14 protein-coding genes and 1 pseudogene are annotated in these 12,783 nt (G+C 45.0%); 7 read left to right on the top strand and 8 right to left on the bottom strand.

The genetic code is table 11. The features are described from left to right. Positions 1-522 precede the first annotated feature (522 nt). The 5 genes from HV229_RS10515 to HV229_RS10495 all read right to left on the bottom strand — a co-directional run bounded on the left by HV229_RS10515 (position 523) and on the right by HV229_RS10495 (position 2,462). A complete protein-coding gene (locus HV229_RS10515; protein WP_137370511.1) occupies positions 523-747 on the bottom strand; it encodes a hypothetical protein in 225 nt (74 codons plus the stop codon). Then, on the bottom strand, positions 747-1,073 hold the full coding sequence (locus HV229_RS10510) for a hypothetical protein (protein ID WP_181547513.1): 327 nt from the start codon (positions 1,071-1,073) through the stop codon (positions 747-749). Before HV229_RS10510 ends, HV229_RS10515 begins: the two co-directional genes overlap by 1 nt. A gap of 163 nt (positions 1,074-1,236) precedes the next feature. After that, complete coding sequence (locus HV229_RS10505; RefSeq protein WP_000272011.1) at positions 1,237-1,623, bottom strand: hypothetical protein; 387 nt, start codon at positions 1,621-1,623, stop codon at positions 1,237-1,239. Beyond that, positions 1,623-1,904, bottom strand: coding sequence for a hypothetical protein (locus tag HV229_RS10500; protein WP_137370513.1), 282 nt, complete (start codon positions 1,902-1,904; stop codon positions 1,623-1,625). Before HV229_RS10500 ends, HV229_RS10505 begins: the two co-directional genes overlap by 1 nt. Continuing rightward, entirely contained in the window at positions 1,905-2,462 is a 558-nt protein-coding gene (locus tag HV229_RS10495) for a hypothetical protein (RefSeq protein ID WP_137370514.1), read from the bottom strand. A gap of 200 nt (positions 2,463-2,662) precedes the next feature. Here HV229_RS10495 and HV229_RS26510 point away from each other — a divergent pair, with 200 nt between their 5' ends. Continuing rightward, entirely contained in the window at positions 2,663-2,845 is a 183-nt protein-coding gene (locus tag HV229_RS26510; protein WP_137370515.1) for a hypothetical protein, read from the top strand. 447 nt (positions 2,846-3,292) lie between these two features. Here HV229_RS26510 and HV229_RS10490 read toward each other — a convergent pair whose 3' ends face one another. Further along, on the bottom strand, positions 3,293-3,961 hold the full coding sequence (locus HV229_RS10490; protein WP_137370516.1) for a DNA N-6-adenine-methyltransferase: 669 nt from the start codon (positions 3,959-3,961) through the stop codon (positions 3,293-3,295). A gap of 1,670 nt (positions 3,962-5,631) precedes the next feature. Between HV229_RS10490 and HV229_RS10485 the strand changes: the two genes are divergently transcribed. The 5 genes and pseudogenes from HV229_RS10485 (at position 5,632) to cmoB (ending at position 9,185) form a co-directional block, all read left to right on the top strand. Next, positions 5,632-6,555, top strand: coding sequence for a hypothetical protein (locus HV229_RS10485; RefSeq protein ID WP_181547511.1), 924 nt, complete (start codon positions 5,632-5,634; stop codon positions 6,553-6,555). Positions 6,556-6,643: 88 nt separating this feature from the next. Beyond that, positions 6,644-6,988 (top strand): annotated as a pseudogene (locus HV229_RS10480) (DUF72 domain-containing protein); the annotation flags it as partial. A 52-nt stretch (positions 6,989-7,040) separates the two neighbouring features. Next, positions 7,041-7,436 (top strand): MAPEG family protein, encoded by a 396-nt coding sequence (locus HV229_RS10475; RefSeq protein ID WP_181547507.1) that lies wholly within the window; start codon positions 7,041-7,043, stop codon positions 7,434-7,436. Positions 7,437-7,476: 40 nt separating this feature from the next. Then, a complete protein-coding gene (gene cmoA / locus HV229_RS10470; protein WP_016153419.1) occupies positions 7,477-8,220 on the top strand; it encodes a carboxy-S-adenosyl-L-methionine synthase CmoA in 744 nt (247 codons plus the stop codon). Beyond that, positions 8,217-9,185 (top strand): tRNA 5-methoxyuridine(34)/uridine 5-oxyacetic acid(34) synthase CmoB, encoded by a 969-nt coding sequence (gene cmoB / locus HV229_RS10465; RefSeq protein ID WP_016153420.1) that lies wholly within the window; start codon positions 8,217-8,219, stop codon positions 9,183-9,185. The genes cmoA and cmoB overlap by 4 nt, the downstream gene beginning before the upstream one ends. A 167-nt stretch (positions 9,186-9,352) precedes the next feature. On the opposite strand, the gene cutC is transcribed toward cmoB, so the two are convergent. Together cutC and HV229_RS10455 are read right to left on the bottom strand one after the other, a co-directional pair. Next, a complete protein-coding gene (cutC, locus tag HV229_RS10460; RefSeq protein ID WP_181547505.1) occupies positions 9,353-10,099 on the bottom strand; it encodes a copper homeostasis protein CutC in 747 nt (248 codons plus the stop codon). Between the two features lie 2 nt (positions 10,100-10,101). Then, positions 10,102-10,668 carry a VOC family protein gene (locus tag HV229_RS10455; protein WP_047502136.1) on the bottom strand — a complete coding sequence of 189 codons (567 nt, stop codon included), beginning with the start codon at positions 10,666-10,668 and terminating at the stop codon, positions 10,102-10,104. 238 nt (positions 10,669-10,906) lie between these two features. Between HV229_RS10455 and argS the strand changes: the two genes are divergently transcribed. Beyond that, positions 10,907-12,640 (top strand): arginine--tRNA ligase, encoded by a 1,734-nt coding sequence (gene argS / locus HV229_RS10450; RefSeq protein ID WP_016153423.1) that lies wholly within the window; start codon positions 10,907-10,909, stop codon positions 12,638-12,640. Positions 12,641-12,783: the final 143 nt, after the last annotated feature.

Below are 12,783 nucleotides of genomic sequence, written 5' to 3'. Positions count from 1 at the left end.
CTAAGTGTGTGTTTAAGTTTTCGTGAAGTACACTCAATAGCCACACTTAGAAGAGGTAACTATGAATTATCCAAGACTACCAAGTGTACTTGACGAAAAAGCCCTAAACAGAAAACTGTGAAGGGCTGGATGATTTATTAAAATGAAAGACAGGTGAAGACTTTCTTCAAAGACTCTCTAACAAAAGCACTTGAAGAAATGCCCTAAGCATCCTCATTAGGGCTAACGTCTGTAGGATATATCAGGATTGGTTAAAGCTTCTTAGAATAGCCTCTCAAGTGTGGGACTCGAAAAGCTATGATTAAGCAAGCATTGCACTTACCAGAATATCTATCCACTAGATGTTTTTTGTTGAAATATAAATAGAGAGAATTGCTCTCCCTATATAACTATATTCGCATGTTTAACGCTATTTGTCAAACACATTTTTAACAATCTGGTAACATCAATTCTTATTTACTGTGTTACCTATCCAGCAGCCACATAATAAACCCAATATCGTCCAAGCAATTACTAAATCCATTACAGAATCCCTTTTGCTCTTGCGGCAATGATAACTCGCTTAACAGCATGCACAGGAGAGGCAAAGTAAGCGCCATTTGTCTCAATCAGAGAATCAGGAACTTCAATAACTCCTACAGGCTCACCAATAGTGATATTATTATACACCCCGATATCACCTTTAACCCGCTCAAAGACTTTTTCAAAGTCGAACTTTTTGATACTCATGTCAATTTGTACTTTCATTAGTGTAAAACCTCGTTTGTTTGTAGTTGAAAAATATTGTCACTGTAGATAATTGTCACAGCACCTTTCAGAAATTGCTCTGGGGAAATGCTGTATTTGTTTGTCTGTTCGATAATTAAGCGCTTCATGTTGCTGTCTGTAATCGGTAGCATCATTCGAGGCTCGTTAAACTTCACCGACTGAATATAATCTTCAATTTCTTCTGAGTTCTCAGCCGTCAAAGCTAACAACTTGTCAAAGTCAATGCTAATACCTGCATCAGTGAAAGCCTGAACCATATTTACTGTGTCAGTATCAACAAAAATCTGTAATGGGTATTCGTTCATTTTTTAAATCCTCTATGAGATAGTTTCTATCGAATCAATTAAAACACATCTTAAACCTGTCAAAATAGCCATTCTGAGGTCAGTAACCATGCGGGTTACAGAGGGAGTGAGACACCTTAGTAATAGGGTAACTCATCTCTGAGTCTCACTCATTCTCACATACTTACACGGATGCTTTAATCTTGTAGTATTGACTACGTGATAAACCGTATTTCTCAGAAATATAACTTTGTGATTGTCCTTTGGTGATTGCATCAATGATTAAATCTTTATCGTATCTGTTACCATTGGCTTTGTGTTTGTCACCATTTTTAATAGAGTTGAAATTCTCAATTAATTTAATGGCGTCTTTAAGGTCGTCTTCGTAAGCATAATCAAAACCTCTGATAAACTCGAAATCACCATTATCTTTTTGTGCTTCAGTCCAGATATCGAATCTTGAGGCTAATTGCTGGTGGGTAAACTTAGGTTTATTAGTTTGCGTTACGTCTTTCCAGACCTTGCCGTCAAATCTTACCAAATGGTCACGATGTTTATAAAAGTCATACATTAAACCTCCATCGCTAACTTTTGAATCTTGATGCTTAAAAGTCTTGCCAAGTCCAGTTTAAAAGCATTTGAAGACTTCAGACTATCAAGGTCATCTTGTGTAATCCTGATATGATGCCTTGCAGACTCTAAGCGACTATTAAGCAAATCTTGTTCGTTAATGTCACGGTTAATTGCAAGTTTCATTACTGCTGCATGTGATAACCCTGTAATGTTTTTGATTCGGTTAAGTTCGTCAAAGGCTGTCTTTGTAACTCTGGTTAATGTGTGTTTGGTCATTATTTAAAATCCTTCTGCCAATAAATATGGGTCAAACTCAAAGTCTGCTTGTTCGTTTTCGATTGGTTCGATGTTTCCAACGGCAATATGATGTTCAACAACACCAATTAACTTTGCGCACATCACAGCAAGCAATGCACAATAGGCATCAGTTGGTAATTCGTAGCTTAGTCGGGTTGCTTGTCGCTGAAGATAATTTGTCACTACCCCTGAGTTAATTTCATCAAGATTCTTCAGAAGATAAAACAATTTCTTGTTGTATTTCGGGTGACCCTCGCTTCTACAGAATCCAATAAAAATATCATCAAGCTTGCTTGGTAGTTGTTCGTAAGAATCAAAGTTAGCCAGATAATTCTTGATAGTGTTCTTTGTTGTTTTTCGTGTTGGCATATAACGGTTCCTCGGTGTAATTGCCCGAATTACTTCGTCAATGCCTTTGCGCTCTGCTCTGGTGAACTTGGGTACTTCGTGGCGGGTTGGGTTGTTTGTGTAAGCGTAGGAGTTGTGCTTGTTGCGTTCTTTTGATGCCTGAAGCATCGCTCTAAATTCTGCGTCTATCATTCATATTCTGACTCTCATAAGATGTTATGTTTCTGTTAACTATATATACAATATTAGCAGTTTCAAGGGCTAATGTCAAGTGTTTTTTAACAACTTCGTAACATTTGTGGTATAATGGTTTTATGAGAGAGGGATTATTAGAAGGCGTGGCTGTATCGTTCGGTCACATGTTTTGCATTGCACACAGGAAGAGAATATGAATGTTTACCATCCCTCAGACCCTAGCGGATAACCTTGCTGGTGGCGGTGTCGGGCTTGTTATTGGCGTCCTGCTCCGTTACTTCATCCTAAGAGTGCTTATCGTCTTTAGGTTGTTTGGTCGTGAATGGTCGTTTGACCTGAAAGACAGAGGCCGTGAAGACAACCACCAAGACCCATCCTAACCCCTATCACTCCCACCTCTGAAGTATTTTAGCTGGTGGGTAGTGAAATCTCTTGACAAAGCCGGGAAGCTGTATATTTCAGTTGGTCACTTTCAGCTATCTAGTTGACAGTTTGTAGAAAAAATCCTTATTCATCAATGAGTTGTAATTAGCCAATATATAGAACTGACAAGACTCTTCACAGGGAACTTCAAAGGTTAACTTCACCCATAGAGCGACACCCCAGAAAGGGAAGCTCCCTTCTTAACCGCCCCCTTAAACAATATTTACAGACCCCGTTCACCAATCTCAATATTTTATTTCTCGCTCTTCGTTTGTTGCTCGTTTCTATTATTGAGGGGGTTTGAAAAACCTCTGTAAAATACCCCTTCCAGTAAAAAGCGAATAACCCCAGAAAGGGGAATCGCCTCTTTAACATTCTCGTAATCAGCACTCTATATGAGAATCTTAGCTCAACCTTTGAACAATCTTGTAAGTGGTGCTTAGAGGCATTCTTAGCGCTTCGGCTATACTCTTAATGGGTTGCCCTTGGTCATACATTTTAATCAGCCTGTCGAGCGTCTGTGCATCGTGCATATGAGGTCTTCCACGTAAACCACCCCTATTAACCACGGCAAGTAAAAGCATTGTGTCACCACAATAGATTGTCTGTGTAACTTCAGCCTTCGGTTTGCGGGGTGTGTTCCTGTATATTAAGACGCAACTTGGAAACGGTGAACGCACTACAACACCTCTCTTCCCTGCTGGTGGAAGGTATTTGACTGCTCGGTGTAACGTTCGAATCTCATGCAGGAAGGGGTTTGTATATACACATCGAAGCCAGTAAGTTGTCTTTGACCTGTGCGGAACCAGACATACACACACATCAGCTTCAGGGGCTTTTAAGAGGAACTTTTCAGCCATGCTAAACGGCGGGTTACAGAAGACCTTTTCACCAATCCACGATTGATTGGCTATATCATTGGTGAACCGTGGTAGTAACGTGTCATGCTCAGATGCAGCACCATCCAGACTGAAGTTAAACTCACGATGCAGGTTATGAAATAAACGATACGGTGTACGCCAGTCATCAGAACCACCATGATAACGACCGACATTGATTATTGGATGTGACACAAGCGAAGCGTCCTTAGTATAATTATTAAACACTTGTTTAGCATTTAGTGCTATTTATTGAGTTTAGCACTTTTTGCTAAAGACAGACCCCTTGACAAATGCTAATATTTTTGACATGCCCTTACTTAACGGACTTCTTAAGAGCTTTTGAGAAGTCTTCTAAACGAGATATCTTCTCGGATATCTGCCCTTCATTTAAGAAGGTTTGTTTAGAAACTCTCAAGAATATCTCTTACAGTCACTGTTAAGATAGAGCCTACCTCCGGTTTCATGGTTCTCTTCCTCCCGTTAAACATCCCTTCCTAGCAACTTGGTAACACCTGTGTAGTTTCTTGGTAGAATCTTTCAAGGTAACTTAGCTCTGAGTTTATGAAGTTGACCTATGAGATAGACTCTATCAAATCTATTAGTCAATAGTTGCTTGGGTGCTATATAGACTCTCTTATTGGGAAGAGAGGGATATAGTGACCATAGGAACCCCTCCTGTTAAAAGTTTCTTGACGTTATTATCTCGATATGTATAATGGCTCACTGTACTAGGTTTTCTTCCAAAGTAACCATGTACCTCTTTATGGCAGTGTCCGGCGAGGTAAGGTCGGGTAGGGTGCTGTATGGTAGTGTCAGGTACGGTGTGGGTGGATTGTCGTAGCCACGTTAAAAATCGACTTACAGGGACTCTTTCGGGAGTCCTTTTTTGTTTGTATAAAATCTGTACAGACAATATCCAGCCTCAAAATTTTTTTATAAAAAATGACTAGCCCTTTCTTCAACCCCCCCCTTCTGAAAATCTTCAAAAATATCTGTCACAGGTCTATGTCTGCTTGGTACGGTACATTCACGATATAGCACCCCCTTTGCAGAATTTTAAAATATCATTGACTTTCTTCATGGATTACTGCATGAGGCCCAACAAAAACCCATTCACATCTAATGATAATTTTAAAGAAGTTTAAACCTATCAATGACTGTAACATTTTATAGCTCTGTGAAAACTTCTCCAGATTTCCCTGTAACAGACACAAACTTCTGTGACCTTTTACATCAATAACTTAGAAGAACGCCTCTTACATATCTATCCAGACCTTTTCCCTATAATAAGATAACTCCTTATAAATCAGTACTGATATAAACACAGTATGTTTTTAACATAATGACTCTTTCACGCACTAAGAAGCATCTAAGTAAATTCTGTATAGCTAACAAGATTACCTTTCACGATTTTTTAAGGAGGAACTACGAAGATTTACAACCATTACATTCTAATCATCACGTAGCTGATTGTTATCTCTTGCAACTGTAACATATGGTGACCAACTATCTACACATCGTTATATAGCCCTGTATATAGCACTTTTCTAGGGGTCGAGAGATGGATGACTGATACGACACAGCTTACCCCGAACTGAGAATGTATAGATTATTTATATATATCAATAAGTTACACCCAAAAGAGACTATACCTGATACTGCATAGAATCTGTGTATTACTGCATAGATGCTTGGATAAACACCGTTAAATCACATAGGTAGCCACCTGATAAAGCCCTGTTATTTACAGGCTGGCTTTATTTATGTATAACCTAATGATTAATCACAATTATCTTCTGGGTATGACAAATGTATTTTACTAAGATAATGTGCACTTCGTTTCAACAGGAGGTTCAATATATATGAAAGAGATTATCTACAACATATTTTGTTTTTGTCCTGATGGGATTCATATTACTCATGCAGGAATTGTACCTCATGAGTATGATGGTAGTGATGCACAAAAATTGGAATTTTTACAACGTAATTTAGATGTTGACTTGGCATCTTGTCGTTTATTCTATGACATACACCCTTCAGTTTTAGACGACAATAATAAATTGACACTTGCAAGATATAATGCAAACTTGCGATTTGGGAATTCTGTCATTCCATTTGAGTTAGCATTACAAGCTCTAAATGCACCAGAAAACCCTTTAGTTATTGTTACCCAAGTTGTAAAAGGTAAAATACAATATGAGGTTCAGTTATCAACTTCAGAACGATTAAGGAACAGACACACCCCTAATTATCACATTGAAGGCGTAAAGGACTTACCTGACTACCTTGACAACTACATGAAAGATGATGGCTTTCATATTAAAAAACTCCTCAATGATGACCACATGGAACCAATAAGACTCCTGTTTAACAAAAAACATTACTTATCAAGCTTCAAACTTTTAATGTCATTTATTGATACCATCGCTTACATTGAGTTCGGCAACAAAAAAAGAGTTTTTCAAGATTGGTTAGATACATACTCAAATATACAAAGCCTTGGAGTAACTTCTGATGAATTATATGAATTAAGAAATTCATTGCTTCATATGACCAACCTAAACTCACACAAAGTCACTCAAGGGAAAGAAAGACGTCTTAGCATTGCTGTATGTAAAAGAGGTCACCCAACTCAATATCATGATAATATAGTATATATTAATTATACGGATTTTTTATTTCTATTCGATGAAGCTGTTGACAAATGGGTTGATAGTTATAATGGTAGTAATAAGCAACTCACCTTCATTGAAAGATATGATGAAGTTGTCAGGGATAATTACTAACAATATTTGGGGCTAACAGCCCCATTCTAACACCTCAACATTACATGTATATGCTTAGTCATCCATATAGTGTATTTAGACCTTGCTAATGCTGGACAGTCGACCGGTACATGCCGCCATACCACATACTGAAGCGATACGCGACGCCCAGCGCAAGAAGCCAAAGGTTCCGGTGCATGCGGTGGTGACGGCAAACCATCCGATGGTACGCTTTATCGGCAGCGATAATATGGCACAAAACAGCGCGCTTTTTGCCGTCTGGCTGACCAAGCTGTCGCAATGGCAACAAACCACAACGCCGTATCTGTTTTTACATACCCCGGATATCGCGCAGGCCCCGGAGCTTGTCGATACGCTATGGGCAAATTTACGCAGCGCCCTGCCAGAGATCGGATCAGCGCCGTCTATTCCACAGCAATCTTCTCTTTTCTGAAAATGCCACCTATCATAGTCAATGCCATCAGCCATTTTAAAAGGGAGTTTGTATGGTAAGCGCGCTTTATGCCGTATTGGGTGCGTTATTGTTAATTAAGTTCTCCTTTGACGTCGTTCGCCTGCGCATGCAATACCGCGTTGCATATGGTGACGGAGGTTTTAGTGAACTACAAAGCGCTATCCGCATTCACGGTAATGCGGTGGAATATATTCCCGTCGCATTGGTGCTGCTGTTATTTATGGAGATGAACGGCGCAGAAACGTGGATGGTGCATATTTGCGGGCTGATTTTGATTGCCGGACGACTGATGCATTATTACGGATTCCATCACCGGCTTTTCCGCTGGCGACGTTCAGGCATGAGCGCGACCTGGTGTTCGCTGTTGCTAATGGTGCTGGCGAATTTTTGGTATATGCCCTGGGAGTTGGTTTTCTCCCTGCATTAGCGCACAATACGCCACTTTATTTTTCCCGGATTTTTACGTTATGTCTCACCGCGACACGCTTTTTTCTGCGCCTATCGCCAGTCTGGGTGACTGGACCTTTGATGAACGGGTAGCTGAAGTCTTCCCGGATATGATCCAGCGATCCGTTCCTGGCTATTCCAATATCATTTCTATGATTGGGATGTTGGCCGAACGTTTCGTACAACCCAACACACAGGTCTACGATCTGGGCTGTTCTCTGGGCGCTGCGACGCTCTCGGTGCGTCGCAATATTCATCACGAGAATTGCAAAATTATTGCCGTTGATAATTCCCCGGCTATGGTTGAGCGCTGCCGCCGTCATATTGACGCCTATAAAGCGCCGACACCGGTTGACGTTGTCGAAGGCGATATTCGCAACATTACTATCGAAAACGCCTCGATGGTGGTGCTGAATTTTACCCTGCAATTCCTTGAGCCACCTGAGCGCCAGGCATTGTTGGATAAGATTTATCAGGGGCTGAACCCCGGCGGCGCGCTGGTACTGTCTGAAAAATTCAGTTTCGAAGACGCTAACGTTGGCGAGCTGCTGTTCAACATGCACCACGATTTCAAACGGGCAAATGGCTATAGCGAGCTGGAAATCAGCCAAAAGCGCAGCATGCTGGAGAACGTGATGCTGACCGACTCGGTCGAAACGCACAAAGCGAGACTGCATCAGGCGGGCTTTGAACACAGCGAATTGTGGTTCCAGTGCTTTAACTTTGGTTCTCTGGTGGCACTGAAAGCTGAGGTTAGCGCATGATCGACTTTGGTAACTTTTATCAACTGATTGCCAAAAATCACCTTTCCCATTGGCTGGAAACGCTCCCGGCGCAAATCGCGACCTGGCAGCGCGATCAGCACGGCTTGTTTAAGCAGTGGTCAAATGCCGTCGAGTTTCTGCCCGAGCTGACGCCGCATCGCCTGGACTTACTGCATAGCGTTACCGCCGAAAGCGATGAGCCGCTCAGCGACGGTCAGCTCAAACGTATCGACACCCTGATGCGTAACCTGATGCCATGGCGTAAAGGGCCGTACTCGTTGTACGGCGTAAATATAGATACCGAGTGGCGCTCGGACTGGAAATGGGATCGCGTTCTGCCGCACTTGTCTGACCTCACCGGGCGCACCATTCTTGATGTCGGCTGCGGGAGTGGATATCACATGTGGCGCATGATTGGCGCGGGGGCGCATCTGGCAGTTGGTATCGATCCTACCCAACTGTTTCTGTGCCAGTTTGAGGCAGTACGTAAACTGCTGGGCAATGACCAGCGCGCTCACCTGCTGCCGCTGGGTATTGAGCAGCTTCCGGCGCTCAACGCCTTTGATACCGTATTCTCCATGGGAGTGCTTTATCACCGCCGTTCACCGCTGGAACACCTGTGGCAGTTGAAGGATCAGTTGGTGAAAGATGGCGAACTGGTACTGGAAACGCTGGTCGTCGAAGGTGATGAAAATACCGTACTGGTACCGGGCGATCGCTACGCGCAGATGCGTAACGTTTACTTTATTCCTTCTGCGCTGGCGTTAAAAAACTGGCTGGAAAAATGTGGGTTTGTTGATGTGCGCATCGCTGATGTCTGCGTCACCACCACCGAAGAGCAGCGCCGCACCGAGTGGATGATAACCGAATCACTGGCCGACTTCCTCGACCCGAACGATCACAGCAAAACGGTGGAAGGCTACCCGGCCCCATTACGCGCGGTATTGATTGCACGTAAGCCGTAATCATTTTTGCCTGATAGCACTCTTTCTGCAAAATAGTTCAACTTGCAGCAAGGCAGACAGCTCCGTTGCGGCTTGAAATATGCAGGATAAAAAAAGGCCCCTGTTGAAATTGCAGGGGCCTGGTACGAGCAAGCATCATATTGGGCGACATGATGCAACGGTAAAAATCAGCTGGCCTGGTGGTGTGCAATGATTGCTTTCATTTCCGCAACCGCCGCCCCGTCTACCGCATAGCGTGAATACTCATCCGCCTGTGGATCCGAAGACATCGACAACCCCGAATTGCGATAACGCATGGGGGAAGCCAACCATACTCCGGCAGAACTGTGGACTTCCTGCACTCCAGCATCAAGGAACAGGGACAAATTCGAGGCGCGAACCCCCGCTCCGGCCATAATGATTGGAGCATCCCCCTGCGCAATAAGTTCCATAATTTTTGTTAAACCTTGCGCCGCATCTGATTTTTGCCCGGAAGTCAGCACTCTGGCGATGCCCAAATCAGCTAATTTTTTTAGCGCATTGAGTGGGTTAGCGCACATGTCAAAGGCCCGATGAAAAGTGACGTGCAGCGGTCCCGCCGCGATCATTATTTTCTCCATGCGCGGCATATCGACATCACCCTCTGCATCTAAAATGCCGGTTACCAACCCTGAGAACCCCAGATCTCTTACCATCGCAATATCATCCAGCATTGCAGCGAATTCACCGTCGGTGTAACAAAAGTCGCCCCCGCGCGGGCGAATAATGGGATTGACCGGAATCGAGATATGCTGGCGAACCAAACGCAAGACCCCCAGGGACGGCGTTAAGCCCCCCTCTTTGGGCGCCGAGCAAAGCTCAATGCGATCCGCGCCGTTTTGCTGCGCCATGCGCGCGCACTCCATGCTGTAACAGCAGATTTCCAGTAATGCCATACTCACTCCTGACGTTCGCTTGCCACAATGGCTTCAATCGACCATGGATGGAATTTTATCGTCACGCTGCCATCGCTGACCGCCAGCGTTGGATTCGGTAAACGCTCGCGCTCGCCTTTTGGCGAACTGGTTTTTACAAATATACCCGGCTGGCTCAGCCCGTGATCTGAAAGCAGCGCCAGCGCTCGTGCATTCAGCGTCTCCACCTCACCCGGCAGAACAATTTCAACATGCTCCCAGCCTTCATGCGGATAACGCTTTTCGCCCGGCCACGGCAGTTCTACGATAGTAAATTGCCAGTGTTGCACACAAACTGGCTCATCGAGCTTGAACAAGCAAATCGGTCGGCCATTGATGATATTTTCTGACAGCAATTCGCCGCACTGTTCAAACCCACGACGCCAGCGCTCTGCGGTGGTATTTTGATGACAACGCAGAGAAATGTGATCGGCTTCAAGCGATGAGACATCCAGCCCAAGGCGAGTGGAAAGATCCGTTAACGCCTGAATGAAATGCGGTAAATCTGCGGAAATATCATGCAGTTCTGCAACTGTTTGCCAGTTCGCCATAATGAAAGCTCATATCCATATTCAAAGCCGCTAATTTACCCTGTTGCGCAGCCCCAACCAACTGCTGATTTTCTTAAGCGCAATATGAATAATTATACATAATGACAATGTTTATATTTCAGGCTGCTGGCGATACTCGCAATGCTGACGGCAACGGGCATTTGCAGTATACTCCCGCCCTTAATTCTTAAACTGGTGCGGTGCATTTTAAGCCGCTTCATAAATGTAAGGTATTCCGGTGAATATTCAGGCTCTTCTCTCAGAAAAAGTCAGTCAGGCCATGATTGCTGCAGGCGCGCCTGCAGATTGCGAACCGCAGGTTCGTCAGTCAGCAAAAGTACAGTTCGGCGACTATCAGGCTAACGGCATGATGGCTGTCGCTAAAAAACTGGGTATGGCGCCGCGACAACTGGCTGAGCAGGTGCTGACTCATTTGGATCTCAACGGGATCGCCAGCAAAGTTGAAATTGCAGGCCCGGGCTTTATCAATATTTTTCTCGATCCGGCATTTCTGGCGCAGCACGTTCAGCAGGCGCTGGCTTCCGATCGTCTGGGCGTCACCCAACCTGCTAAACAAACCGTTGTGGTTGATTACTCCGCACCTAACGTAGCGAAAGAGATGCACGTTGGTCACCTGCGTTCCACCATCATCGGTGATGCTGCGGTGCGTACGCTGGAGTTCCTCGGTCACAATGTTATCCGCGCCAACCACGTCGGCGACTGGGGTACTCAGTTCGGTATGCTCATCGCATGGCTGGAAAAACAGCAGCAGGAAAATGCTGGCGAGATGGCGCTGGCTGACCTTGAAGGTTTCTACCGTGATGCGAAAAAACATTACGACGAAGATGAAGCCTTCGCGGAACGTGCCCGGAGTTATGTCGTGAAGCTGCAAGGTGGCGACGAGTACTTCCGTGAGATGTGGCGCAAACTGGTCGACATCACCATGTCGCAAAACCAGTTAACCTACGATCGCCTGAACGTCACCCTGACCCGTGACGACGTCATGGGTGAAAGCCTGTACAACCCGATGCTGCCTGGCATCGTGGCCGATCTCAAAGCTAAAGGCCTGGCTGTTGAAAGCGAAGGCGCTACCGTCGTATTCCTTGATGAGTATAAGAACAAGGAAGGTGAACCGATGGGCGTAATCATTCAGAAGAAAGATGGCGGCTATCTCTACACCACGACCGACATCGCCTGCGCCAAGTACCGTTATGAAACGCTGCATGCCGACCGCGTACTTTATTACATCGACTCCCGGCAGCATCAGCACTTAATGCAGGCCTGGACCATCGTGCGTAAAGCCGGTTATGTGCCGGACTCTGTGCCGCTGGAACACCACATGTTCGGTATGATGCTGGGTAAAGACGGCAAGCCGTTCAAAACCCGTGCGGGTGGCACGGTTAAACTGGCCGATCTGCTGGATGAAGCGCTGGAACGCGCACGCCGTCTGGTAGCGGAAAAGAACCCGGACATGCCTGCCGACGAGCTGGAAAAACTGGCTAATGCGGTCGGTATCGGCGCGGTGAAATATGCCGATCTGTCCAAAAACCGTACCACCGACTACATCTTCGACTGGGACAATATGCTGGCGTTCGAAGGGAACACTGCGCCGTATATGCAGTACGCCTACACCCGTGTACTGTCCGTGTTCCGTAAAGCCGATATCGACGAAAGCGCGCTGGCAAATGCGCAGGTGATTATCAGTGAAGATCGCGAGGCTCAGCTGGCTGCGCGTCTGCTGCAGTTTGAAGAAACGCTGACTGTTGTTGCACGTGAAGGTACGCCGCACGTGATGTGTGCTTACCTGTACGACGTTGCCGGTCTGTTCTCCGGCTTCTACGAGCACTGCCCAATCCTCAGCGCTGAAAACGAAGAGATTCGTAACAGCCGCCTGAAACTGGCACAGTTGACGGCGAAAACCCTGAAGCTGGGTCTGGATACTCTGGGTATCGAAACCGTAGAACGTATGTAAATCAGCTCACCTATCAGGCCTGACTCCGAAATTCGGACTCAGGCCTTTTTTATTTCTGTAACAGGCCATCTGTAACAACTCACAAGGAATGACACATTTCCGTAGAGATATGGAACATTTTTTGCCTGTCATCCCGTTTAAGC

The sequence above is a fragment of the Citrobacter sp. RHBSTW-00524 genome (assembly GCF_013747755.1).
Lineage (GTDB): Bacteria > Pseudomonadota > Gammaproteobacteria > Enterobacterales > Enterobacteriaceae > Citrobacter > Citrobacter braakii.
Note: the sequence above shows the minus strand (reverse complement) of the source record. Positions and strands in the feature narration are given on the sequence as shown.

Excerpts from the sequence above, each read along its gene's own strand:
- HV229_RS10485 (WP_181547511.1), top strand. The coding sequence starts at position 5,632 with ATGAAAGAGATTATCTACAACATATTTTGTTTTTGTCCTGATGGGATT.
- HV229_RS10505 (WP_000272011.1), bottom strand. The coding sequence starts at position 1,623 with ATGTATGACTTTTATAAACATCGTGACCATTTGGTAAGATTTGACGGC.
- HV229_RS10495 (WP_137370514.1), bottom strand. The coding sequence starts at position 2,462 with ATGATAGACGCAGAATTTAGAGCGATGCTTCAGGCATCAAAAGAACGC.
- cutC (WP_181547505.1), bottom strand. The coding sequence starts at position 10,099 with ATGGCATTACTGGAAATCTGCTGTTACAGCATGGAGTGCGCGCGCATG.
- HV229_RS10510 (WP_181547513.1), bottom strand. The coding sequence starts at position 1,073 with ATGAACGAATACCCATTACAGATTTTTGTTGATACTGACACAGTAAAT.
- HV229_RS26510 (WP_137370515.1), top strand. The coding sequence starts at position 2,663 with ATGTTTACCATCCCTCAGACCCTAGCGGATAACCTTGCTGGTGGCGGT.
- cmoB (WP_016153420.1), top strand. The coding sequence starts at position 8,217 with ATGATCGACTTTGGTAACTTTTATCAACTGATTGCCAAAAATCACCTT.
- HV229_RS10455 (WP_047502136.1), bottom strand. The coding sequence starts at position 10,668 with ATGGCGAACTGGCAAACAGTTGCAGAACTGCATGATATTTCCGCAGAT.
- HV229_RS10515 (WP_137370511.1), bottom strand. The coding sequence starts at position 747 with ATGAAAGTACAAATTGACATGAGTATCAAAAAGTTCGACTTTGAAAAA.
- cmoA (WP_016153419.1), top strand. The coding sequence starts at position 7,477 with ATGTCTCACCGCGACACGCTTTTTTCTGCGCCTATCGCCAGTCTGGGT.
- HV229_RS10475 (WP_181547507.1), top strand. The coding sequence starts at position 7,041 with ATGGTAAGCGCGCTTTATGCCGTATTGGGTGCGTTATTGTTAATTAAG.